Below are 25,075 nucleotides of genomic sequence, written 5' to 3' on the forward strand. Positions count from 1 at the left end.
GGTTCTGTTACTTTTTGAACAAATTTTAACAATCCTTGGCGAAACGGTGTGAGAGAGTTTTTAATGGAAACAATCATCAAAATGAAATACGTTAGCTTCCGAACTTTTCTTCATTTAAATGCCCTTTTTATAAGACCTTGATCATTTGTAAAATGATTGGTGCACCTTTAATTGGTACATCAACGGTTTTTAAATTAATTTCCCCTTCTTTTACAGTATAATTCTCATATGGTTGTAGAACACCATTAATAAAAAGATTCATGTATGATATTTCCTTTGGGTCAAGGATTTCTTGTTTTGCAACTTCATAAAGTGCATCCTTGTTTTTATAAACTAGACTAACTCCGTCAGAAATCGTATAAAACTCGTACACTAATACTTTTTTGGGGGAAATGAAACGTTTTTCCTGCTTAGGTATACATGGCAAATTTAAATATACCTTTGAATTACTCCTTTCCATTTCTTACACTTCCTCACTAAATCTCTATAATTCATAGTATATAGACAAATAGTTTTTGAAGTGAATCATTTTATAACTTAACTGTCTAAGCACTTATTATGGAAAGTCATATACTGTATAGAAGATTATAAGGGGGGATATATATTGCCGCTTAAAATAATGAAATTGGCAATTTCCGGAAGTACAACCGTTGATACTAACCCTGCAGTCGAACGCTTTTTTTACGAAGTCGCAGGGACGGTAGTAGGTGAAGGTACAATCACTATTTCTGTTGCAGATTTCTGGGATGATACGGGTGCAGCTGCTACAGCTTTACCTGTATTAACAACTGATAATAGTTATTTTACTGTCTATATAAATGGTGTATTGCAAATGCAAAGTTTATTATCTTATACTCCGGGTGGTACTGGAACTGGACAACTCGTAATTACTGTCCCTGCTGGATCGACAGTTACAGCAGACTCACCAGTTGTTTTAGTAGTAACGAATTATGCTCCAGACGCTTCAACTGATATAGTTACCTAAATTTGAGATGGTCTCTAAAGTATTGCTTATATCACTTTGTCTTGGAAGCGATTCTAACATGGATATGAGCAATATGTTTATTTTGGATGATTTAAGATTTATCGACTTGATAAATCTTATGACCCATAACATCATTATGAGCTTCTTGAATTATAGACAAAATGAAAAGAGAAATCGTCTAATGGTGATTCCTCTTTTTCTTTTTAGTAACCGAGAATCAACAATACCTTGTCATGCAATTTGACTAGGGTCTTGCACCTTTTCCGTGATAACATAGATAAAAAAGAGATGAGAAAGGTTGGTGCTACGATGAATATTTTAGTGCAAGGAGCAGGAGCTTTAGGTGCTTATTTTGGCGGGAGATTATTAGAAGCAGGCTTAAATGTTTCGTTTTTTGTGAGAGAAAGAAGGGCAGCGCAATTAGCGAAAGAAGGGTTGAAAATATACAGCCCTGAAGGAAACTTTGAAGAAAGGGATGTAACAGTTTATACAGAGGCTGAACAAGTTAAAAATATCGATTTGGTTATACTGGCTGTAAAAGGGTATCATCTTGACCAAGCCATACCGCAAGTTCAAAAAATTGTGGAGCAGACAGGGGCGTTTGTACTTCCTTTGTTAAATGGTATAGAGCATTTGGAAACGTTGCAGCAAGCCATTGGAAAAGAAAAAGTGCTAGGAGGATTTGCTTCTATTATTGCAACGTTAAATGAACAAGGTTACGTAGAGCATACTAGTGGAAGCAGTGCCGTGAAATTTGGAGCTCTTCATAACGAACAAACAGAAATATGTGCGCAATTAGAAGCCGTACATAATGATGTGAAAACAAATATTCTAAGAGAAGAGAATATTTTAAAGCATATGTGGAAAAAGTACATATTTATTACGTCATTTTCCGGAATTACGTCAGCGATGCAGCTGCCGGCAGGTTTTATTGCAAGTACGGAAGCGTCATTTGCCGTTGCTAGAAAGGTGATTTTGGAGATGAGCATGCTCGCTAATAAAGAGGGGATTATTTTAACAGAGCAGGAAGTAGAAGTGATGGCAACTAGATTAAAAGGTTTCCACAAAGAAGCGACCTCTTCCATGCACCAGGATATGCGAAAAGGACTTCCTTTAGAGGTCGAGCATTTACATGGAGGTGCACTGCGTTTGGCTGCTAAACATGCTGTAACTCTCCCTGTTATTGAAACGCTGTATGGTATATTGAAACCTTATGAAAACGGAAAGCCAAGTGGACTATAATCGTTATGGAAAAGAATTGAATATGTTGTAATCATATAACTGAAAATAAAAAATGACGTGTGCAGCTTATACGTCATTTTTTGTTTATAAATAGGTATAATAGCTACGACTAAGAGGAGTAGAAGATGAAGAGGGTAAATGAGTTAGATGTACAGCAATTTGTAGCCCAATATTACTAAAAAATAAAGAAGGTTTGTCCCCGTACTAAGGGGAGAGATACGATTAATCATATTAAAATTCATTGGTTAGTGTCGTATCTGCCTGTCCTTTTTTTTGAGGGTTAGAGTAAGTGTTTTTAAATAAAAAAACACCAAGTAAATGATGTACAGTGGAGAGGTTTTTAACTGGATAGTTTTAATAAGTTAGCTGCTTGATTTTCTGTGAGATCTGTAATTAAGATCAACTCACTAATTAAATTTCTTCGCGCTTGATTTAACATGTGTCTTTCACTAGAATTAAGCGATTTTTCCTTGCTCTGAAATAAGAGATCACGAACTATTTCAACAGAGTCGTGCACATCCCCTGTTTTCATTTTCTCCATATTCAAACTATATCTTTCTTTCCATGGAATGGAGTTATACGGATCCTCATGATGAAAAACCAATAATATTTCCTTCATCGTCTTCCGGTCAACGAGTGAACGAATACCTGATGTGTGTATCTTGTTCATCGGGATCATAATATCCATTTTACAAATCGGAATGTTAATCACACAATATTCCTCTGTTTTTCCTAGTATTTCTCTTTCTTCAATGGCTTTAATGATACCTGCCCCATGCATTGGATAAAAAACTTTGTCGCCAATTTGAACCAAACCATACACCTCCATATATATCTACATTTATTATGGTAGCATATAATCATTATTTAATCAAATTTTCTATAATACCATGGATAATTAGCGAGTGTCAACAAATAAACTCTTGGTTATTATGGTTATTTTTTCAAAAATGACTATTTTTATAGGTGCGTACTATACCTTGCGAATCGTCTGCCGCTAGTATGGGTTTAAGCGGATGGATAACGATTGTTTAAACGGGTAATCGCTTGTTATCTTGTGTGAACGAGGCAGGTTTTTAGTTTTTCCGCTTTCGAAAAATTCCTCTATCATTTTAGGCTAAGGAGATTGTTTACGGTACATATTAACATTGCTTACAATCCGAAAGGTACGGGAGGAAGAATATGAAAAGTAAATTGAAAACTTTGATTTTATTTCCCTTGCTTTCATTTTTCTTTTTATTAGTATGTAGCTTGGATAATAATGAGGTTTATACGCAAAATCGAGCATCGGTTTGTTCAAATCTGAAGGGCATGAGCATACCAGCATCCCAGATCGGTTTGCCTACAAATGGTGCTACTGTTCAGTCCGCGACGTTCGTATGGAAAACTGGAAAACACTCCAAAAATAGAGGGTTTTGTAAGGTGTTAGGAGCGATTCATCCAGTAGATAAGAACGTTCCGGATATTCATTTTCAAGTCAATCTTCCCACGAATTGGAACCATAAACTATTGCAAGTGGGCGGCGGTGCTTTTGATGGTGTGTTAGTAACAGGTCTGGGAGCTAGCATTGGAAAGCCTTTGACAAGTCCAGATGCCTTGTCGAAAGGCTACGTGACGTTTGGCAGTGACTCGGGCCATCAAGGCAAGAGCTTAGACGGAAGCTTTGCCTTGAATGACGAAGCCTTGGCTAACTTCGCATCGGATCAATTAAAAAAAACGAAGGATGTTGCTCTTACGTTAGTGGATGCACGTTACCATAGTAAACCATCTCAGGTCTACTTTTTTGGCAGATCTAATGGGGGACGTGAAGCTTTAAAAGTTGTTCAACGTTTTCCTGCAGAATATGATGGCGTCATCGTATTATACCCGGCATTAAACTGGGTATCTAAGGCAATAAAGGACAACCAAAATGCTAACGCTCTGTACGCTAATAATGGAGCTGGATGGATTAGTCCGGCGGAAAACAAGCTAATTAATAAGATTGTTCTTAACGCTTGCGATTCCTTGGACAATGTTTCAGACGGTATCATAAGTAATATAACAGCCTGTACAAAGAAAACAAATCACATTCTAAACTCTTTAAGTAAATATCTTTCTAAGGAACAACTGGATATCGTCAAACTTTTCAATTCGCCATTGCGCTTTAACTATCCGCTCGCAAATGGATTGACGGTCACGCCGGGATATTCTCAATTGCAGGGGGCGAACATTAGCGAGGGGAGACTTTCCCAATATGGAACATCGCCGTTAAAAAGAAAGAACTTTGTCTCAAGATTAGGAGATGGAGTCATTAAGTATATGGTTGTTCGAGATAAAGATTTTAATCCTGTCCATTTCAATCCGGATCAATGGAAGGCTCAAGTTGTGAAAGCCTCGCAATTGCTTGATGCGACTGATCCTAATCTCTCTAAATTCAAGGAAAGTGGGGGGAAATTAATTTTGCTTCACGGAACAGCAGACCAGATTGTTACTCCGTACAGCTCGGTTGATTATTATAACAAGCTTGTCGATAGGTTTGGAAAACGTTCACTTGACCAATTTGTTCAGTTCTATTTGGTTCCTGGCTACGGTCATAGAAGATCAGAAACCTTCACAATGAGAGCAGATTTACTCGGTGCACTAGATACATGGGTAGTCGATGGAAAGAGACCTGTGAATCTTGTTGCACAAGATCAAAACGCTGATACTTTGGGTCGTACCCGTCCGCTATGTGAATATCCAACTTATCCGAAGTACAAAGGAAAAGGGGACGTAAACGCGGCTTCCAACTTTATCTGTGCAGCTCCTTAAGTTGGGAACTTGATGTTTTTAAGGGCCTGTCCTATAAGTTATTTACATAATTATGGGGCAGACTCTATAGCTAGTAAAACATTTAAAAATTTTGAGGTACGGTTCTTACCACTTAGCGAACACAGAATTTTTTAAATTTTTCGACAAAATAACAAGGCATACGACATCATTATTATGATATAAGTAAGGTAAATATTGTTAATCATCTTCCTTGTAGAAAAGCAACAAATGTTTCGACACCTACTCAGAAAGATGTAAACGATTGATAACATAATGGTGGTGTTCTTGTTGAAAGTAAATAGATTCATATTATTATCTTTGTTTTGTTCCAGTTTAGCTCTAACAACAGCTTGTGTAACAAAAGAAGCAAATACAAGTATTGAAGCAAGTGAAAGAACGAAAGAAGATCGAATAGATGAACCGATTGTATCTTCAGAACCGCAGAAGAAAACTCAAACAATCAAGCAAGTAAATGAAACGAAGGAAACATTCCTTGAAATTAATCCAAAAGAAACTCCAGGAATCCTCTATGAAACCATTCCAAAAGACAAATTACATGAATTACAACCCGTACATACGTTTTCTAAGATGTATACAGAAGTGGAAGGTGTATTAACTTTCCGTGGAAATAATTTGAGAAACTCGCCTAGTTATGGTGAAGTGAAAATGAATCCGACTTCTTTAGAGAAAACATGGTCATTTGTTACAGGTTCAAGCCCTAAATGGGGAGGGGGAGCTGGTTGGACAGGGCAGCCGGCCATTATAAAGTGGGATTCAGACATTAGAGAAATGATGAACCTTAAGGAAGAATTTAAACATAAGGAAAATTTCATCGAGGTGATTTATGCAAGTCTTGATGGAAAAATCTACTTCTTTGATCTTGAATCTGGTAAACAATCAAGAAATCCTATTAATATTCATAATCCTATTAAAGGAAGTGTATCCATTGATCCGCGCGGTTATCCGTTACTTTATACTGGTCAAGGAATACCTCAGCAAGGAGATATTGGTTTTCGTATTTTCAGTTTAATAGATGGAGAGATGCTGCACTTCATTCCAGGGATTGAAGCGGATGCTTATCGCCCTTGGGGAGCTTTTGATGGTTCTGCTCTTGTGAATAGGGAAACAGATACTCTTATTCTCGGTGGAGAAAATGGATTATTCTACAATATTAAATTAAATACGGTTTTTAATAAGGAAGAGAAAAGTATTAGGGTTGCTCCAGAACAAATTAAATATCGCTACAAAGTAAAAGGGAATGATTATCAAGGAATTGAGAACTCTGTAGCTGTCTATAAAAACCTTGCCTTTTTCGCGGATAATGGAGGCAGCATTCAAGGGATTAATTTAATGACAATGAAACCAATCTGGGCCTTGTCGGGGACTGATGATACAGATGCGTCAATTGTGATTGAGGAAGAAGAAAATATTCCTTTCTTATATACAGGAACAGAAGTAGATAAATTAAGAGGAAGTGATAGCCACTCCCTTGTACGTAAAATAAATGGTGTAACAGGTGAAGTCGTTTGGACGAAAAAGTATGACGCGATGTATAACGAAAGTGTCAATGGAGGCATGTTGGCTACACCTGTTATTGGGAAAAATGAAATAAAAGATTTAGCGATTTTCACCATCGCACGACATAAGACGATGAATGCAGGGCTTATGGTCGCTGTTAATAAAACGACTGGGGGAGAGGTATGGCGATGGGAAATGCCGAGTTATACGTGGTCATCTCCAGTAGCGGTATATGATAAAAATGGACAAGCTTATCTGATTCAGTGTGATTCAATTGGTACGATGTATTTGTTAAATGGGAAAACAGGAGAAGTCATAAATAAGATAAATCTAGGATCCAATATTGAAGCATCACCTGCTATTTTTAACGATTCTATCGTTGTTGCAAGCAGAGGAGGACAGATTTTCAAAGTGAAAATCAAGTAGTGTACGTAATGATAAAATACTGCAGGCTGGAGTGAATAACCTCAGCCTGTTTAATTATTTGTAGAACACTTATCTTTTCTTTAAAGTTTAAACAGTATTGTTGATAACAGATTCTTACGAAAAAACAATACGACTTTTGCTGTTAAACATGCAGGTATAGGCGGGTTCAGCTTAGGGTTACCCTGCATTCCATACCTTTTTTTGCATAATAATCGCAGCTAGGCCTATAATAGCGACAAATAACAAACTAACAAAAAAGCCCATGCGAATGCTTTTCTCCATCAATGTTCCGCTTACCGCTGCAAGGATTAGGGCAATCCCAATAAAAGCTAACAGCTTCCCCCATACTTTCATTTCTAAAATACGAAGAGCAGAAATAATAATGAAAGACCAATTGAACAAAATTAAAATCCCTGCAGCTGTCGTAATGTACTCGTAAATTTTACCAGGTAACAATAGAGCGGTAACGATGGATGCGATTAATCCAATCGTTGCGAGTAATAAAGAAGGCAAAGGGAGGTCCTTCCACTTTTTAATCTTTTTAGAAAACACAGCTGGAGCATCACCGCCATCTGCTAGCGTAGCAAGAAGTGTTGTTACCCCGAATAATGAAGCGGTCATTGTTGAAAAACCGGCCATAATAATTGCTGCGTTAAATACATGCGGAAAAAAATTAAAATGATATTTATCGAGTGCTGTTACAAAAGGACTTTCCTTTGAGTTAAACGCGCCGTGTGCAGCCATATAAACAGCAAGTCCGAGTGAAATAATATAAATGATAATTAGCACGATTAACATGATAATTCCTGCTTTAGGAGCATCTTCTTTCTTTTTCAGTCTCATAGCCATTAATCCAATGACTTCTATTCCTCCATAAGCGTAAAAGGCATAGATTAAAGAAGCCCAAAAACCTTTCCAGCCCTCAGTAAATAGCTCCTTCGCTGAATTCGGAAATCCGGCATGTTTTATATCACCATGAATCCATCCGAACACAGCAACGGCGGCAAGAATAATAAACATAACAATAGCGGCTGTTTTTATAATAGCTAATAAATTCTCTACTTTATCGAAACCTTTATTGCCGGTTAACACAACAATAATAGAGAGAATGGCGTATCCAGTCGCAAATAGCCAAAGGGGAATATGAGGGAACCAAAATCTCGATAAGATGGAGAGAGCTGTTAATTGGCTGCCCATAATGAGGATATTTGAACTCCAATATCCCCAGCCGCAGCTAAATCCGGCCCAACGCCCATAAGCTTTGTTTGCATAGTAGCAAAACGATCCATCTTGAGGATCCTCAGCCGTCATTTTTGCTAATAAGTTGTATACAATATAGGTTCCAATGGCGGCTAACAAAAAGGAAAATACAATAGAGGGACCTGTTATTTCTATACCAATGGCTGATCCGAGAAAAAAGCCTGTACCAATTGTACAGCCAACTCCTATTAAGGACAATTGCCACCATTTTAAATTTCCGTCTTTATTGCCTTTGTTACCCTTACTTTGACCACTAGGAATAAAAAAATCCAATGCCATACCTCCTCGCATATCAAGTACTAGCCTTTGATAAGGGATTGTGTTTTATGTACAAACTTCTTTGGCAAAATAAGAAGCTTGTAGTAACAAGTCTTTAAATTTGTAAAAATAGGAATGAATTCACTTTTTTTAACACATTACTAAATAACATGGTGATTGTTTAAATGGATGAGTAATCAATTGTAATGAATAGAAAAGAGGTGTCTTTCATTTGGAACAGGAAAAGGTAGTTATTAAAATTAACGATAATGGTTCTATTCGCGTTAATGGGAACGTTGAACTATTAGACGGTAATGGAGATGCATATAGTGTTGGAAACACTTTTTCTCTTTGCCGATGCGGCCAATCCGAAAAAAAACCTTTTTGTGATGGAACGCATAAAAAAATTGAGTTCAATAGTGCTCCGCGAGCAAAATAAGTTTTACATAGTGTAAGATTAGACAAATGAATGTCAGAAAGTTGAGCTATTGGTTCTTGAAACATGACCAGTAGCTTCTTTTATTTTTAGGCTGCAAAAATTTGAAGCTAGGCTTACTCTTCCAGCGTCAATTTAGAAAGCGGATAAGGAGGGAACAATGAAAGGAGATCCTTCATCCGGGTCATGAAGGACCAAATTCAGCAATCAGCCAAAGAAAAAGTCCTTCATTGGAATAATGAAGGACCAAATTCGGAAATTCAGCTAGGAAAATGTCTATCATTAGAGTCATGAAAAACAACATTCGGCAATCTGCTAAGAGAAATGTCCTTTACTTTTTAGACAGCTTTCTTTAGCTCTTTCAATATACGTGACTGTTTAATTCCTGTAGCTTCCTGTGAATAAATGCATGTGTGTTCTTTAGGTCATTGTTATCTATCTCTATAGATAAAGCTGTAATTTCTCCTTTGAAAAAATCTTCTGCCTGTATAAGTAAGGATTCTTTTAATTTCATCAGCTCTTTTTGGAAAAGGGAGTAATAGTGCAATTCAATCTTTTCGCGCTGGTTTTTTATATACTTATCTACAGGTCCTCTTAGCTTTTCTTCAAGCTCGTCCCGTAATATGCGGTTGCCTTTTACTATAAAGGAATCTTTCATATTTTGATAACGATCTAGCAATTGTTCATATTGTCCAAATGAAAAATCATGCATCTCTTCTGAAAAAGAGAGCAAATCGATAGTTGGCTCACTATACGGCATAAAAAATGTTTGATGGACATCCTTTTCAATCGTCTCCGTTAGACGTCGATGTTTCTCTTTGAGCTGCTTTTTTAGAAATACTTCAATGCGAAAAGAAGTGGCCCGCATTTCTTGTGTGAGATCATAGGCAATAAATTGTATAATTTCACTCAGACACTTTCTTAATGTGGTATGAAAGTCTCCTTCCCGAAAACGACTAAACGTAAAAATATCTTTAAATTCATCAAAATAACGATAAAACACACGCTGTTTTACATAATAAAGAAGTTCGTGAATCTCTTGCAGCACTAACTTTTCTTCAATATCATCCTGACTTGTGCGAATCGTTTCAACGGCTTGCTCTTTTTTTATAAAAGCTTCGTTTAATCGTTTTACTCTTTCTGATTCATCTATGTCTGCCGCATGCAGCCAGCTATCCATAATTCGAGTAATCATCGAAAGGTCATGGATGGATGATTGAATAGAAAGCTCCGTTAAATCATTTAATGTAAAACGGTGAAGTGCTTCCTCAAAGGCAGCTAAACCTGAATAGCTCACTCCATTCCTTCGTGAGGGAGCTGGGATTTTTGATTCATAAAGCTGCTTTTGCTCTTGTGTACAGGCCCCTTTTATATATCTCTTCGCATACATGGCCAGCTGACTGGATACAGGGAAGATAGACGGGTAACGAATTCCGCAATGAAGAAGTTCTTTTTCCACATGAGTTAAAACATGTTGTACTTCTTCTGCATTTTCCGCTAAATCGGCTGCATTTACAATAAAGAACATTTTATCATTGGTAAAACAGTCCTTAATACGCCCAAGCTGGATAAGAAACTCCCGATCCGCCTTTGAAAAAGCGTGATTGTAATATGTAACAAAAAGAACAGCATCTGATTCTTTAATATAATTAAAAGCGAGTTCAGTATGACGACGGTGAATCGAATCAGCACCTGGAGTATCGACGAGAATGATGCCTTGTTGTGTGATTGGGCAGTCATAATACAAGTTGATTTTCTCAATAAAACAAGCTTGTTGTTCTGTAGCAACAAGTCTTTGAAATTCAGTGATGGAAACCTTCTTTTCTTGGTTAATTAAAGCGTTCATTTCGTCATATCCTAATTGAATGGCATTTAATAAGGCAATTTGTCCTTTATCCAACAATTCTAGAGGGTCCCGCTTTTCTTCTTTTTTCTGCTCAGTGGACTCGGTGCTATCGTTACCAACTTTTTCTTTTTCGGCTATTTCTTTAAGAATTTCTTCCCGTTTTGATAACAATTGAAAGAGCTCTGAAATACGTTCAACTGAAGTTTCAGCAGGGGAAAGGGCATCATTAATATCCTGTAATAAATCTTTTTCTTGTTTAAAGTTCACAATGACCGTTTCGTGAGGGTGCTCCTGAGTTGGCGGCAAGATTTGATTGATGGCTGCAGTTGTTGGGCTTGGCGAGACGGGTAATATATTCTCTCCTATTAAAGCGTTGGCGAAAGAGGACTTTCCCGCACTAAAAGCTCCAAATAACGTCACGATAAACCTTTGATTTTTTAGCCTATCCGCTCGTTCTCCTAAGTCTAGACTATATGAATGCAATCCTTTATATTTCTCAATTTGAGCAGCTATTTCTACGAGACTGTCTGCTGTTTGCTGACGCTTTTCATTGAGATGGTTGAGATTGACTTGTTTTTCTTTCTTTTCGTTTGTAAATGCTTCCCCAATATTAACGGTCCATTTCTTCGACTGAACAGAAACTGCTCCTCCTTTAGTAAATGTAAATGATGAGGAAGATTGTAAAGGATGGATTTCGTTCTCCGTAATGGTTTGAGATGTGTTAGGACGTAACAGTTCTCGTAAGGAGTTAACCCTCGTTTCAACTTTGGCATGGATATTCTTAATTCCTGAAATGGCGGCTAACTTTCTTTCTAATTCATCCCGTTTTCTAATTTGATTTTTTTGTTGTGAACCCTCGCGTTTTCGTAAAGCCTTTATCGCTTCTTCTAATTGGACTCTTACTGCCTTTTTATAATGAGCATGTACCGATTCTATAACGGATTGACAGTAGTTAAGAACATACTCATGTGAAAACAAAGCGCCGCGCTTTAACGAGCTGGTAATAATATCGGGATCAAGGTTTCCTTCAAACCGATGTATAGATAAATGAACCGCCTCATCATCAATTCCATAGGATTCCATATGTTTAAAGAGTAAATCTTTAATATGAATATCTAAATAAGTTCTTGCATTTTCTTTCACTTCGTTGAAAAATTCAGTTTTTCTTCTTTCCTTTTCTGCGTTAGTTTTCTTTCTAGAAAACAAACCATGTAATTTAAAACTAAGCTGTTCGGATTCAAGAAAGTCCCTTGCTAGATTTCTTGTGTGATAGGGCATTAAATTTGCATTTTGTAATACGGTTTTCATTTTTTCTTCAAATTCAATTTCAAAGTGTTCTTGCAAGTCATCTAAAGGAATGAGCCTTTCTTTAGTTGCTTTCAAGCTCTTTCTTAGCTCAGCCTCATCCTCTAATTGATGAGGGGTCAATATTTCACCATACTCCGTTAACTCTTTATTGTATTGTTTCTTGAACCACTTTTTATGTTGTTCAATCAACATAAATCCTTCTTTTATGATATTTAGTAAAACTCTTTTTTCTTTCGAGATGATATACGTTTCTAAGCATGACTTTAATTGATCAAGCTCATTGAACGGCGCGTTATGTACTTTTCCGGAAACAAACAATAATTTATTGAAGCTTATGTTATGGTCTACTAACGATTGATGGACTTGCTTGCGAAACACAGAAAATGGAATTTCTGTTTCCAAATGTTTATCAATTTGATTAACAACGATTATACAATCTTTATTACTTGTGGTTATTTGTTTTAAAAAGGAAAAGTTAACTTCCGATTGAACATGATGATAATCCATCATATAGACAATAGAATCAACTAAATGAAGACTTGATTCCGTTGCGACACGATGAGCATCATCCGTAGAGTCGATTCCTGGAGTATCAATAAAGGCTACACCTTCTGGTAAATTTGCATTTGGATTGCTGATTTCTATTTCTGTTACTGAATCCCCATCACGGCAGTAGCTTTGAATTTGTGTTAAATCGTTTGGGTTTTCTAGCGTAAGCAAGCCCTTTTCTTTAAATAGTACCTTTACAAATGGAGGACCATGATGAATTTTAACAATGTTGGCACTAGTAGGGATAGGGTGAGATGGTAAAATGGCTTCTCCTAATAATTCATTAATTAAAGTGGACTTTCCGGCTGAAAAATGGCCGCAAAAACCAATTGCGTATTCATTACGGCTCGCTTTGGCTAAAAGATCTTCTCCTTTTTTCAAACACTCTTCATTCGCATCTTCTTTAAAGAGATGATTTAGCTCACGTAATCGCTCTTGCACCATTTGGGTCGTATAATTAGCGTTCATAATCGTTTCATCTAGCTTGCCAAGTTCCGTATTATCATTCATATCTTTCTCACTTCCAATCACGACGATTTATCCTTTATGAAAAAATGTACTATAAAAGCTTATCTAAAGAGCGGGGCATTTTTATTGTATAAAAGACGGCAAGGTGTTGCCTATATTATTGAACATATCTGACACTCGTATCAATTTTTTTATCATAAAATTGTTCAAATTTCCTCTATTTATCAAGCTGGTCCTCTTTTCCTAAAGTTATGATTTCAAGTTTATATAATCCAATAAGTAACAATGTTATTTGGAAGAATTAAAGTTAAAATAAATGGTATATTGACAGCTAATGAATAGTAAACGAAAAAGATATTTTTCCGATATAAATGAAGTTCAATGTTTGTGTCGTGAAGGTAACAATTATTTTTGCATTCTTTATTGCAAAGCGAAATACATAGTAAAATTCAGGAATAGGAAAAATTTTGCTTTATATATATAATGGATAACTGGTAGTATCATAATTAATGAAGTTTACGATACGGGAAACTATGTAAGCGGGGTAAAGCATATGAAAGAACAGTACCTTAAAGAGTTCTTTGAAAAATCACCAACAGCTTATTCATATCATAGGGCTATCATGGATAAACAGGGGATTCTTTGTGACTATGAATTTTTAGCAGTAAATCAGGCATATGAAACTATGATGGGGGTAAAAGCTGCTGATGTTATTGATAAAAGCTTTTATGAAGTGTTTCCGGGAGGTTGGGAAGGCGAGTCTCAATGGAAGGAAACCTTTAATAATGCGGTTATGAGTCAAAAAGCAACGCAGTTTGATATGAATCATTATTCGATACAAAAATGGATTCGAGTTAAGGTATTTCCGCTGCATGAGCATATTTTTGGCTGCATATATATCGATGTTACGAAGGAATATATGTTGGATAAGGAAATCGAAGGCTTTCTAAAGGTGAATCTCGATATGCTCTGCGTAGCCACTACAGATGGACAGTTTCTGAAAATTAATAAACAATTTGAACATGTGCTAGGATATAAAGTTGAGGAACTGCTAGGTGAAAGCTTTGTTTCTCTTGTACACACGGACGATGTACCTTCGACTTTAGCTGTAATGAAGGACCTAGAAGATCAGAAGGAAATATTGAGTTTTGTAAATAGGGTTCGCTGCAAGGATGGTTCATACAAATATATTGATTGGCGCTCTCAGCCTAACGGTAAATATATCTATGCTTCTGCAAGAGATATTACAGAAAAACGGATAGCGGAAAAGAATTTGATTCAACTGAATAAAACATTGGAGAAGAAAAATAAAGTATTAAAGAATCTTGCTATTACGGATGAGTTAACAGGCTTATACAACCGGCATTTTATTGAACAGAGAATAAAAGAGAAACTTGAGCGTGCAGATGCTAGTCATGAACCAGTTTCTATAATCATTTTCGATTTGGATCATTTTAAGCGTGTAAATGATACTTGGGGACACCCTGTTGGAGATGAGGTATTGAAACATACTGCTGAAATAACACGCAGTATTATACGTAAATCCGATATTTTTGCTAGACTCGGTGGTGAAGAGTTTGTCATATTGATGCGGCGAAGTACCATTGATGATGCAGTTGTTGTGGCAGAAAAGCTTCGGAAAGTGATAGAAGATAGCGGGCATTCAATTGCTGGTAAACTCACAGCTAGTTTTGGAGTTGCTGAAAGAAGGGGATTTGAATCATTCTATAGTTTGTATAGAAGAGCAGATGAAGCCTTGTATCGTGCTAAAAAAGGCGGGCGAAATCGAGTCGTCCGTTCTAGAACATGAAGAGGGTGTTCTAGTGGATTCATTGCATAAATCTTAACTAGGAATCTAGAAATAAATGAAGAAAATACCTATATAAAAAAGCCTCCCTTCAAATAAAAAGGGAGGTGTTAATGAGTATATGCTGTTTTTATTTAAGAACACGAACAGCTTTTACAAAACGAGGTTCCCAGTAAGAACTATTAATGTTCGCATAAGATACACCTTTAGATGTAGAAGCATTCAGCATTTGTCCGTTTCCGGCATAAATTCCTACATGGTTAATGACACCATCATAGTTGGTATCAAAAAATACTAAATCTCCTTTTTGTAAGGTGCTTTTTGATACAGGTGTTCCAACTTGAGCTTGAGCTGATGAAGTTCGAGGTAAGGTAACACCTACAGCTTGGAATGCTCTCCATGTGAATGAAGAACAATCGAAAGCATCTGTACGTGAGGTGCTGGCACCGTATACATACTTCGCTCCTAAATATTTTGCACCAGCCGCTAGTACTTGATTTGCTTCAGCTGCAGCCGTTGTAGCAGTTGAAGTAGACTGTGTTTTAGCTACTGCTGATGAAGCTGTTCCGGAAAGCTTAATAGATTGACCAACACGAATGGCATTTGCATTTGAAATGCTTGGGTTTAAAGAAAGTAAAGCTTTAACGGTTGTATTATGTGTTCTAGCGATTTTAGAGAGAGTATCGCCTGATTTAACTTTATACGTAGTACTTGAACTGCTGCTTACAGTCGCTGTAGTCGCAGAGGCTTGTCCAGATACACGAATGGATTGACCAACATAGATACGGTTTGGGTTGGAGATATTAGGGTTTAGCGCAAGTAACTTACTCGTAGATGTATTATACCGTGCAGCAATGCTAGTTAGTGTATCTCCTAGTTTAACCACGTGGTTTTTTGTCGAGGTTGTACTTGTATTACTATTACTAGTAGAGTCATTAATCTGTAAAACTTGTCCAGGTTTAATAAGATCACTAGTTAAATTGTTTTTAGTTTTTAATTGTTGAACAGTTGTATTATGTACTTTAGCAATGTTATATAAAGTATCACCTGATTTTACTTGGTATGTATCAGCATAAGCAGAAGTACTGGCAACTAGGGTACCAATAATAGTTCCTGCGACAATAAAAGATTTTTTTAACTTCTTCATAAAGAAAGCTTCCTCCCGAATAATCATAAAGATTAAATTTCAATTTCAATTTAATTATAGAGAGATAATAAAAAAAAGAACATGACAATTTTAATAAAAATACATTTCAAATATTACGAGAACATTACGAGGGGCTTTATTATGGGTTTAAATGGTTTTTATGTATGAAATTTCAACCAGGGGCTATTCAGCCCATATAGACCATTTTCTACTTTTCTAATATAATCTTTCTTGGTTGCAGTATAAACGCTGTTTCACGAGAGTAAGTCAAAAGCCACCAACATCCTATAACAGAACCTTATAATTAAGAAGGGAGACTACATAAGTGAGACTAAAAGCTGATAGCGCATTAGGGTATAGAGGGAGAGTTATCAGTATAAGCTGCATGGCTGCCGTTCTTTTATACATTAGAGGAATTGTAGAGAAAGACTTCGGACGAGTCCCTGAACTATTTCCTTTTCCTGCAATTATCCCGCTTCTTTTGGCATGGTATCTTGGGAAGCATTATGATAAATATGTGTATTTATCTACGAGAGACGCACTAACAGGATTATATAATAGACGCTATATATTAGAGCAGTTCCCTAAATTACGTACATATGCTGATCTAAAAAAAGTAAATATCGCCATATTACTATTAGATGTGAATGATTTTAAAGAAGTAAATGATCATTACGGACATGAGTATGGGGATCAAGTGCTAGAGACTTTATCAAAACTTTTAAACGATTCTTTTGATAAAAAAGATATGATTGCGAGGTGGGGAGGAGATGAATTCCTTGTTCTTTCCTTATTTTCCGATGAAACCGTTCTTAACAAGAAAATCAATCATTTTAAAGATCAAATGAAAAGGGGAAATTGGCCGCATAAAGGTGATTTATCTGTTTCGATTGGTAAAGCCAGCTATCCCTCAGATGCTAATCATTTAAAAGAGTTAATCGTTAAAGCAGATTCGAGTATGTACGAAGTAAAAATGAATTATAAACAAATGCAAGCAGTAAAAAGAGAAGAATCTACTCAACATTAAGCGGACGTTTATTATATAGCACTTCGGATAGAAGAAAAGGAGAGGAGGATTATTTTTAAGAATACACCTCCTCTCCTTTTCTTCATTATTAATTAATTAATTAATTTGGATAAGCTCACAATTTTTCGAGGGAAAGTAGATTGTAACGGTTGTCCCTTGCCCTTTTGAGCTTTGGAAATCAATGCATCCATTATATTTCTCTATTATATGATAGCAAATCATTAAACCTAATCCTGTTCCGTTGCTTTTTAAAGAATAAAAAGGAGTGCCAAGAGACTTTATTTCCTCCTCTGACATTCCGTTACCATAATCAATTACGTTAATTTCTAAGAATTGCTTTTTCCTTTTTGCTTTAACAATAACGGAATCCCCAATTTTTGAAGCTTCAAGGGCATTTTTAATGATATTGATCATTAATTGTTTATACTCTATGTTGTTAGCGCAGATATAGCAATCTTCATCTACTTGTAAATCAATCTTATTATCACGTAAAAGCCCATATGATTTAAGTAAATCGGTTACGCTTTGAAGAACGTTATGAATATTTACGATTTCTATTGCTTTATCTTTATCTGGCTTTGCAATCGTTAAAAATTGAGAAATAACTTCTTCAGCCGTATTTAATTCGTCAATCATTAAAGTAAACGTTCCTCTTATATCCTTATTAACTGGACCATCTTTTTCACTATAGAGCCGTAAAAAACCTTTAACAACTGTCAAAGGATTTCTAATTTCATGTGCAACAGCCGCTGCTAATTGTCCTGTTGTCTTTAATCGTTCTGAATGTTGTAATTGTTCATAATATAATTGCTGTTTTTTTATACGTTCGTACGATACATGATAAATGAGATAGATAATGACTTGACTTCCTATAAAGTTGATAGCATTGCCTGTTAAATACTCTTTTATATGAAGAAATTGATTGCTTTGATCCATTAGCATAATATAACTAAATGTACCGATTATTAAGAGTGTGTTTAAGATTAAAGAAAAATGAAACAGCTTTGAATCAAAAAATAAAATAGAAATCGCAGGAATAAGGCATAGAAAAATAAAGGTAGACCAAGCTTCTGGATATAAAAAGAAAATGGTATACAGGAAAGCGGATGCTGCGATAATAATAACAATTCTAAAACTATGATTTTTATACCTCGGATAAAGCCATAAACATGCAAATAGAATAATAGCAAGAATATACTATGTAAGATGTAACCTAAATCAAATCCACCCAGGCGTGGATTATCCAATAACAAACCCATCATCATTACAGCTGTCCAGATGAGTACTACCGTATAATATAGTTTTTTATTCATTTGAGGATAAAACTCCTTCATATATGCTCCTTTTGTTGTGGGTTACTTTAAGTCAATTAACATATGTTTAATATGCTAGTTTAATGTTTTCTCGTTATAAAAAGTGGTACTATTCAACCGTAATAACATAAATGATTAAATGATTTGGGGAAAATTTATGATTGACAGGTAACAAAATAGTATGTCGTTTGGAGGAGGTAGAGTTGTTGATATAAAAGGATAATTACGGTTATTACTCATTATAAGTAGAAGCCTTAGTTGAAGATAAATAAAAAACCTAGATCCATTTGGTCTAAGTTAAGAGGTTCTTTATTTAATTAATAAATATGTTTGATGCTGGATAAACGGATGGAAAAAGGCTTTTGTTTTTCATCCTTTAGGGACAGTCTTTGCTCAATAAGGTTTAGGCTATAAACACGCCCTTTGAAGGTTTGTAGGGCTCCGTTTGTATAATAATCAATCGTAATAGGTCTATTTTCTGTTAGTTTTTTTAGGTACATTTATATCCTCCTTATGATAGGTAATGGTTTACACAATTCCACTATAGAATAATTCTTTTAAGATAGGATGAAGAACATGTTAAAGATATTTATAGATATTGGAAGGTGTTATCTGCGATAAGCAATAAATGTATTCATTTTATATAAGGTCAGTTTTATTTTTCGACATTATCCTATCTAGTTGGCGGAATGATTTTTGGATCCTGCGCGTGTGAGGGCGCAATCTGACACGCTTTTCCGTTATGCTAAATTCAATGAGTCAAAAATCAACAACGTTAATTAATAGAACCTATATAAAAAATAATTTGCTATGAATGAAGTCTGATAAAATATGATATAATTTGTGATGAAATAACATTTTTAGGTTGATTTGTAATATGAAAAGTGAAGGGAGTCTCTTTTAAATAGATAAATATATGTCGATAAATATCGAAATGTTCAAAAAAATATATATGCAAGTTGGGGCCTCATTACTTATTTGTAAGCATCACTTTCATATAACGTAATGAATAAAAAATAACGGAGCGGGGAGGAAGTATGAAATTTACAACAAAGCTCTATGCGAGCATCGGCTTCATTTTACTATTAATTTCTATTAGCGTCGTTATTTTAATGAACATGCTTGAACAGTCTATAGTTAAGATGAACGTCGTTGTGAATGAACTATATGAACGAATTGACATTGCTTCAGAGATAAAATACGAAACTGCTAATATTGGAAGAGAGTTCAGGGAGGCTACAGCAGATCCGGAAAATGGAAACAACAGAGAAGCCTTGAATGCCTGGGAAGAATCAAATTTGAAGATCAAGCAAGGAATTGAGTCACTTAAAGAACTGGATACGCAAGAAAAATCACTGGATTTAATGGAACAATATACAACACTGCATGATTCATATCAAGATATGGTACAACAAGTTATGGTTTGGCAAAAAATGGATGGTAAGGTTGATAGTCAAGCGGTAATGGTGGATGAGATTAAACTTACTCGGAACAGAATGCTTCAAACTGCTCAACTCCTTCTTGGATTACAAGAGCAAGAGATGAAGAATGAACTTTTACGATCTCGAGACACTTATAATTGGGCTGTCACATCGATATATATCTATTTAGCTATCAGCTTGAGCTTAGGAATAGGACTAATTATTTGGATTATTAGAAGTATGACTAAGAATCTTAATAAGGTAACGACTGTTATGAACAGTGCTGGTAATAGTAATGGGAATGATTTACCTCGTATTGAAATCGTTTCCAATGATGAAATTGGCTCAATCGCAGCTGCTTTTAACGCAATGGTTTCAGAGCTTGAGGCACATAGTAAGTTAGAAAAACACTTATTAGAGGAAGCTGAAGAACATGGCTGGCTTAAAACGAAAATTGCTGAAATAGCAACGATGTACCCGGAAGCTAAAGATATACAGATGCTTGGCGAGTCATTCATTTCTAAGCTTGTTCCTATAGTAGATGCGAGTTTCGGTGTTTTCTATTTGAAGAGTGAAAATGAAGCTCAGCCGTATCTTAAAAGGATAGCAGCGTATGCTTTTTCAAATCAGTTTAAGGCATCTGAAGGCTTTTATATTGGAGAAGGGCTTGTTGGCCAATGTGCGCTTGAAAAACAGGCCATCCTGCTTACACAGGTACCAGAAGATTATATAAGCATACGTTCCGGTACAGGAGAAGGTTCACCAAGAAATATTATTATCTTACCTGTGCAACTTGAAGGAGAGGTGCTTGCAGTAATCGAAATTGCCTCCTTCCACGCCTTTACATCTAGTCAAGTTAAGCTTCTTGAAGAAATCAACAGTACGTTAGGAATGGCCATCAATAGTATGTTAAATCATATGAGAGCAGAACGATTGTTGCAAGAATCACAAGCTTTAACAGAAGAACTTCAAGTTCAATCTGAAGAATTACAATTACAGCAAGAGGAATTAAGGACGACAAATGAGAAACTTGAGGAGCAGTATACCGCCTCCGAGCAGAAGAAAAAAGAGTTAGAAAAAGTAAGGGAGGCTCTTGAAGAAAAAGCTCAACAACTAGAGATTAGCTCACAATATAAATCGGAGTTTCTTGCTAACATGTCTCATGAGCTTAGAACACCACTGAATAGTTTACTCATTTTGGCACGGATTCTTTCTGAAAACGAAGAGGGCAATCTTTCAAAGAAACAAGAGGAATATACTCGGACCATCTATACTTCGGGTAATGATTTACTCCTTTTGATAAATGATATTTTAGATTTGGCCAAAATAGAGTCCGGTAAATTAGAAGTGATTTCTAAGGAAGTCGATTTATACGATGTACAAGATTATTTGAGTAAGCAATTTTCACCTATTGCTAGTCAGAAAGATATTCAGTTTAACGTTCAATTGGAACCTAATGTATCAAACTATTTATATACAGATGAACAATGTCTAAAACAAATATTAAAAAATCTGCTGTCCAATGCTTTTAAATTTACTGAAAGCGGCAGTGTATCGCTGCAAGTTCGAAAGGTACGGACGGAATATATTGAGAAACAAATGCCTGTGAGTACTCAAGCAGAGTATATGCTGGCCTTCTCGGTTATTGATACGGGCATCGGGGTACCTACAGAAAAACAAAGAGTGATATTTGATGCCTTTAAACAGGCTGATGGAACGACAAGCCGAAAGTATGGCGGGACAGGTTTAGGGTTATCCATAAGTCGTGAAATGGCTTCTGTATTAGGCGGCTTTATCGAGTTAACAAGTGAAGTTGGAAAGGGAAGCAACTTTACGCTATATTTACCAATCCTGCAATCAAGCGAGATACTAGAGGCAAACTCCTATATAGAGGAAGCTGCAGCAGGGCTTGAATATGAGGATTATTCACTGAATGAGAAAAGTGAAGTAGATGATGAAGGCAGCCGTATAAACGAAGAGGGCAAATCCTCGCTCAAACATAAAAAAGTACTGATTGTGGATGATGATATACGAAATGTTTATGCATTAACAATCGCACTTGAAAAATATGAAATGGATATCATTGTAGCTGAAAATGGTCGTGAAGGGATTGAAATGTTACAGGGAAATCCGGATACCGATATTGTGTTAATGGACATTATGATGCCTGAAATGGATGGTTTTGAGGCGATGCGCAGAATCAGACAACTACCAAAATACCAAACATTACCAATTATTGCGTTGACGGCGAAGGCTATGAAACAGAGTCGCGAAGAATGTTTAGATGCAGGAGCAACGGATTATATTAGTAAGCCGATTGATATAGATCAATTATTCTCGCTTATGCATGTATGGTTATATAGAAAGGAAGGATAGTCAATTAAGAATGAAAAATACAATCATACAAGATCAAGGTTCAGTACAAGTTCAAGAGATAGAGCGAATTGAAATTGAGTTACTTCTAGAAGCCATTTACCGCTATTACGGCTATGATTTTAGAAATTATGCACAGTCCTTCCTGCAAAGGAGAATTTTGCATCGCGTTCGCAATGAAAATCTGAAAAGTGTTTCGGCACTGCAGGAAAAGCTGCTTCGTAATCCTGAGATAATGAAGAGATTATTTTCTGACCTTTCGATAAATGTTACAGAGATGTTTCGTGATCCGGCATTTTTCCAGTCTTTTCGAAAAAATATCGTTCCTTTTGTAAAAGATTATCCTGATATTCGAATTTGGCATGTAGGCTGCTCAACCGGTGAGGAAGTTTACTCAATGGCTATTCTGTTACATGAAGAAGGAATCTATGAAAAAGCTAAGATTTGGGCAACCGATATTAATCCAAAAACGTTAGAGCAAGCAAAGAAAGGTACTTTTTCTTTAGCGAATATGCAGTTATATACAAAAAATTATATGGAAGCTGGCGGAATAAGAGCTTTTTCAGAATATTATAAGGTCGTAGGTGAACAAGTTGTTTTCCACCCCTTTCTGCAAAAAAATATTATGTTTGCAGAGCATAACTTAGTAACAGATTCTTCATTTAATGAGTTTGATATTATTATTTGTCGAAATGTTCTTATCTATTTTAATAAGAGTTTACAAAATGATGTCCATCAACTTTTTTATGAAAGTCTAAGTTTATCAGGTTTTATCGGGTTGGGCAAAAGAGAGGGGATTAGATTTACAAGTCATGGAAACTGCTACGAAGAAATCGATTCAACAGAAAAACTATACCGTAAATATAAATAATGCTGCTTCCAAAAAAGTGAATATATTAATGGTAGATGATCATCCTGAAAATCTACTAGCATTGGAAGCTGTACTCTCATCTCCGAATTATAACTTAGTTTGTGCGACATCAGGGAAAGAAGCGTTGAAGTGTTTGCTAAAACAAGAGTTTGCAGTGATTTTACTAGATGTACAGATGCCTGGATTAAATGGATTTGAAACAGCTAAGCTAATACGCGCGAGAGCAAAAACCAAACAAACTCCGATTATTTTTATTACAGCTATTAGTCAAGATCGTGAACATGTTGAACGTGGTTATTCCGTTGGAGCTATTGATTATATTTTTAAGCCATTTCAGCCTGAAATATTAAAATCAAAAATAGAAAAATTTGTTGAAATGCACGAAAAATATGAAGAAGAGATTAGTAAGAGTGAATGGCAACGTTCAGTCGAACTAAAGGAAGTTAACCAAAGGTTAAATCGGACAACTTTGGATTTGCGCCGAACAGAAGCATTAACGAAAGTAATTGGTGAAACGCTAATTGATACGATTGTTACCTTTGATGATCAAGAGCGTATATTATCAGTGAATCCTGCTGTAAAAAGGATGTTTGGCTATCAGCCTGAAGAATTAATAGAACAGAATGTTTCCAAGCTCTTTCTACAAATGATAGGAAAGAATGGAGAGAAGTCTTCGGATTTCTTGTCTTTAATTAAACAAGGGGTTGGAAAAGTAGTCGAATCAGTTGCTTTACGTAAAGATAAAAGCGATTTTCCTGTAGATATCCAAATTGGAGAGACTGAAATAGAGGGCAGGCACATATTCGTTTGCGCTATCCGTGATGTTACGGAAAGAAAACAGATAGAGGAAGTTAAAAAGCAACAGTTTGCTAATCTTGAACATATTGTAGAAAAACGTACAATTGAACTTCTATTAGCTAATGAAAAGCTGCAACAAGAAATTGAAGAAAGAAAAAAGATTGCGGATGACCTTTTTGTTTCACAGGAACGGTTTCGGAAAATATTTGAGTCCAGCCCTAACTTAATGGCGATTATTTCACAAGAAAATGGAACCTATATGGATGTAAATGCAAGTTGGGTAACATTCACTGGTTATAGCTATGAGGAGTTACGAAATCAAAAAATTAATTTACAAGATTTTATTGAAGAAGCGGGCGGTCATTCCATCGATTTAGAGCAGCCTATTCGTAACATGAAAATTCAATATAAGACAAAAAGAGGAGAAATGCGTGCCGGATTACTATCATCAGAAATGATTCATATTGAGCCGGAGCCTTGTATTCTTTTTGTATTGACAGATATTACGGAAAGGGTTCTTTTAGAGAAGGAGATGGCTCGATTAGACCATTTGAATTTAATTGGAGAGATGGCAGCGGGAATTGCTCACGAAATTCGAAATCCAATGACTACAGTTTACGGGTTTTTACAAGTAGCAAGGGGCAGAGAGGTATCAAAAGAGGTCATTGATCTCATGCTGGATGAATTAAATCGAGCTAACTCTATTATTACTGAATTTCTAAATTTAGCTAAAAATAAAGTTAGTGATAAACAAATGAAAAATTTAAATACGATTATTAAAGCCCTATTTCCACTTATTCAAGCAGAAGCAATGCGTGCTAGTAAACAAGTAGACCTTGATTTAAGTGAATGTCCTGACATATCAATTGATGAAAAGGAAATTCGTCAATTTATATTAAATATAGCTTTGAATGGGCTGGATGCTATGTCTTCTGGAGGCAAACTTACGATAAAAACGTATGCAGAAGAAGAGGCAGTCATTTTAGAAATAAAAGATCAGGGAGCCGGCATAAGTCCGGACATATTGGAGAAAATAGGGACTCCTTTCTTCACTACGAAGGAGAAGGGAACAGGGTTAGGCTTAGCCATTTGTTATAGTGTAGCCGAGCGACATCAAGCAGAGATCGATATCGAAACAGGAGATAAGGGGACAACGTTTTCCATCCGATTTAAAGCAAATTATCGATAAATGTTTATGTCAGGAGCATATTCTCATTTAGGAAGAAGAAAGG

General features: G+C 35.9%; 17 protein-coding genes. 10 read left to right on the plus strand and 7 right to left on the minus strand.

The annotated features are described in order from the left end of the window. Positions 1 to 127 precede the first annotated feature (127 nt). Positions 128 to 460, minus strand: coding sequence for a DUF4183 domain-containing protein (locus tag D1953_RS15365; RefSeq protein ID WP_119118060.1), 333 nt, complete (start codon positions 458 to 460; stop codon positions 128 to 130). A gap of 144 nt (positions 461 to 604) precedes the next feature. Here D1953_RS15365 and D1953_RS15370 point away from each other — a divergent pair, with 144 nt between their 5' ends. Together D1953_RS15370 and D1953_RS15375 are read left to right on the plus strand one after the other, a co-directional pair. Next, on the plus strand, positions 605 to 985 hold the full coding sequence (locus D1953_RS15370; RefSeq protein WP_119118061.1) for a DUF4183 domain-containing protein: 381 nt from the start codon (positions 605 to 607) through the stop codon (positions 983 to 985). Between the two features lie 309 nt (positions 986 to 1,294). Further along, positions 1,295 to 2,227: a ketopantoate reductase family protein gene (locus D1953_RS15375; RefSeq protein WP_182480634.1), complete on the plus strand. Its 933-nt coding sequence runs from the start codon at positions 1,295 to 1,297 to the stop codon at positions 2,225 to 2,227. Between the two features lie 340 nt (positions 2,228 to 2,567). On the opposite strand, the gene D1953_RS15380 is transcribed toward D1953_RS15375, so the two are convergent. Beyond that, positions 2,568 to 3,056 (minus strand): CarD family transcriptional regulator, encoded by a 489-nt coding sequence (locus D1953_RS15380; protein WP_182480635.1) that lies wholly within the window; start codon positions 3,054 to 3,056, stop codon positions 2,568 to 2,570. A gap of 482 nt (positions 3,057 to 3,538) precedes the next feature. Between D1953_RS15380 and D1953_RS15385 the strand changes: the two genes are divergently transcribed. After that, a complete protein-coding gene (locus D1953_RS15385; RefSeq protein ID WP_182480636.1) occupies positions 3,539 to 5,017 on the plus strand; it encodes a tannase/feruloyl esterase family alpha/beta hydrolase in 1,479 nt (492 codons plus the stop codon). A gap of 288 nt (positions 5,018 to 5,305) precedes the next feature. Beyond that, complete coding sequence (locus tag D1953_RS15390; RefSeq protein WP_119118065.1) at positions 5,306 to 6,961, plus strand: outer membrane protein assembly factor BamB family protein; 1,656 nt, start codon at positions 5,306 to 5,308, stop codon at positions 6,959 to 6,961. Between the two features lie 177 nt (positions 6,962 to 7,138). On the opposite strand, the gene D1953_RS15395 is transcribed toward D1953_RS15390, so the two are convergent. Then, positions 7,139 to 8,494: an amino acid permease gene (locus tag D1953_RS15395; RefSeq protein WP_119118066.1), complete on the minus strand. Its 1,356-nt coding sequence runs from the start codon at positions 8,492 to 8,494 to the stop codon at positions 7,139 to 7,141. Positions 8,495 to 8,711: 217 nt separating this feature from the next. Here D1953_RS15395 and D1953_RS15400 point away from each other — a divergent pair, with 217 nt between their 5' ends. Further along, positions 8,712 to 8,918, plus strand: a complete 207-nt coding sequence (locus D1953_RS15400) for a CDGSH iron-sulfur domain-containing protein (protein ID WP_119118067.1) — start codon at positions 8,712 to 8,714, stop codon at positions 8,916 to 8,918. Positions 8,919 to 9,276: 358 nt separating this feature from the next. Here the strand turns inward: D1953_RS15400 and D1953_RS15405 are convergent, their stop codons facing one another. Continuing rightward, positions 9,277 to 13,149, minus strand: a complete 3,873-nt coding sequence (locus D1953_RS15405) for a dynamin family protein (RefSeq protein ID WP_119118068.1) — start codon at positions 13,147 to 13,149, stop codon at positions 9,277 to 9,279. Positions 13,150 to 13,639: 490 nt separating this feature from the next. Between D1953_RS15405 and D1953_RS15410 the strand changes: the two genes are divergently transcribed. Then, the gene (locus D1953_RS15410; protein ID WP_119118069.1) at positions 13,640 to 14,896 is read left to right on the plus strand and encodes a diguanylate cyclase; all 1,257 of its coding nucleotides are present in this window, start codon (positions 13,640 to 13,642) and stop codon (positions 14,894 to 14,896) included. A gap of 127 nt (positions 14,897 to 15,023) precedes the next feature. On the opposite strand, the gene D1953_RS15415 is transcribed toward D1953_RS15410, so the two are convergent. Then, entirely contained in the window at positions 15,024 to 16,040 is a 1,017-nt protein-coding gene (locus tag D1953_RS15415; protein WP_119118070.1) for a C40 family peptidase, read from the minus strand. Between the two features lie 325 nt (positions 16,041 to 16,365). Here D1953_RS15415 and D1953_RS15420 point away from each other — a divergent pair, with 325 nt between their 5' ends. Then, the gene (locus D1953_RS15420) at positions 16,366 to 17,067 is read left to right on the plus strand and encodes a GGDEF domain-containing protein (RefSeq protein ID WP_119118071.1); all 702 of its coding nucleotides are present in this window, start codon (positions 16,366 to 16,368) and stop codon (positions 17,065 to 17,067) included. Positions 17,068 to 17,163: 96 nt separating this feature from the next. On the opposite strand, the gene D1953_RS15425 is transcribed toward D1953_RS15420, so the two are convergent. Beyond that, positions 17,164 to 18,009 (minus strand): sensor histidine kinase, encoded by an 846-nt coding sequence (locus D1953_RS15425; protein WP_245980176.1) that lies wholly within the window; start codon positions 18,007 to 18,009, stop codon positions 17,164 to 17,166. Positions 18,010 to 18,697: 688 nt separating this feature from the next. Beyond that, positions 18,698 to 18,880: a YolD-like family protein gene (locus tag D1953_RS15430; RefSeq protein WP_119118072.1), complete on the minus strand. Its 183-nt coding sequence runs from the start codon at positions 18,878 to 18,880 to the stop codon at positions 18,698 to 18,700. A 537-nt stretch (positions 18,881 to 19,417) separates the two neighbouring features. Here D1953_RS15430 and D1953_RS15435 point away from each other — a divergent pair. The 3 genes from D1953_RS15435 to D1953_RS15445 are packed head-to-tail and all read left to right on the plus strand — an operon-like array spanning position 19,418 to position 25,032. Then, on the plus strand, positions 19,418 to 22,177 hold the full coding sequence (locus D1953_RS15435; RefSeq protein ID WP_119118073.1) for a response regulator: 2,760 nt from the start codon (positions 19,418 to 19,420) through the stop codon (positions 22,175 to 22,177). Positions 22,178 to 22,187: 10 nt separating this feature from the next. Continuing rightward, positions 22,188 to 23,045 (plus strand): CheR family methyltransferase, encoded by an 858-nt coding sequence (locus D1953_RS15440; protein WP_119118074.1) that lies wholly within the window; start codon positions 22,188 to 22,190, stop codon positions 23,043 to 23,045. Then, complete coding sequence (locus D1953_RS15445; RefSeq protein ID WP_119118075.1) at positions 22,987 to 25,032, plus strand: PAS domain S-box protein; 2,046 nt, start codon at positions 22,987 to 22,989, stop codon at positions 25,030 to 25,032. Before D1953_RS15440 ends, D1953_RS15445 begins: the two co-directional genes overlap by 59 nt. Positions 25,033 to 25,075: the final 43 nt, after the last annotated feature.

The organism is Peribacillus asahii, from assembly GCF_003570725.1.
Classification (GTDB): Bacteria; Bacillota; Bacilli; order Bacillales; family DSM-1321; genus Peribacillus; species Peribacillus asahii.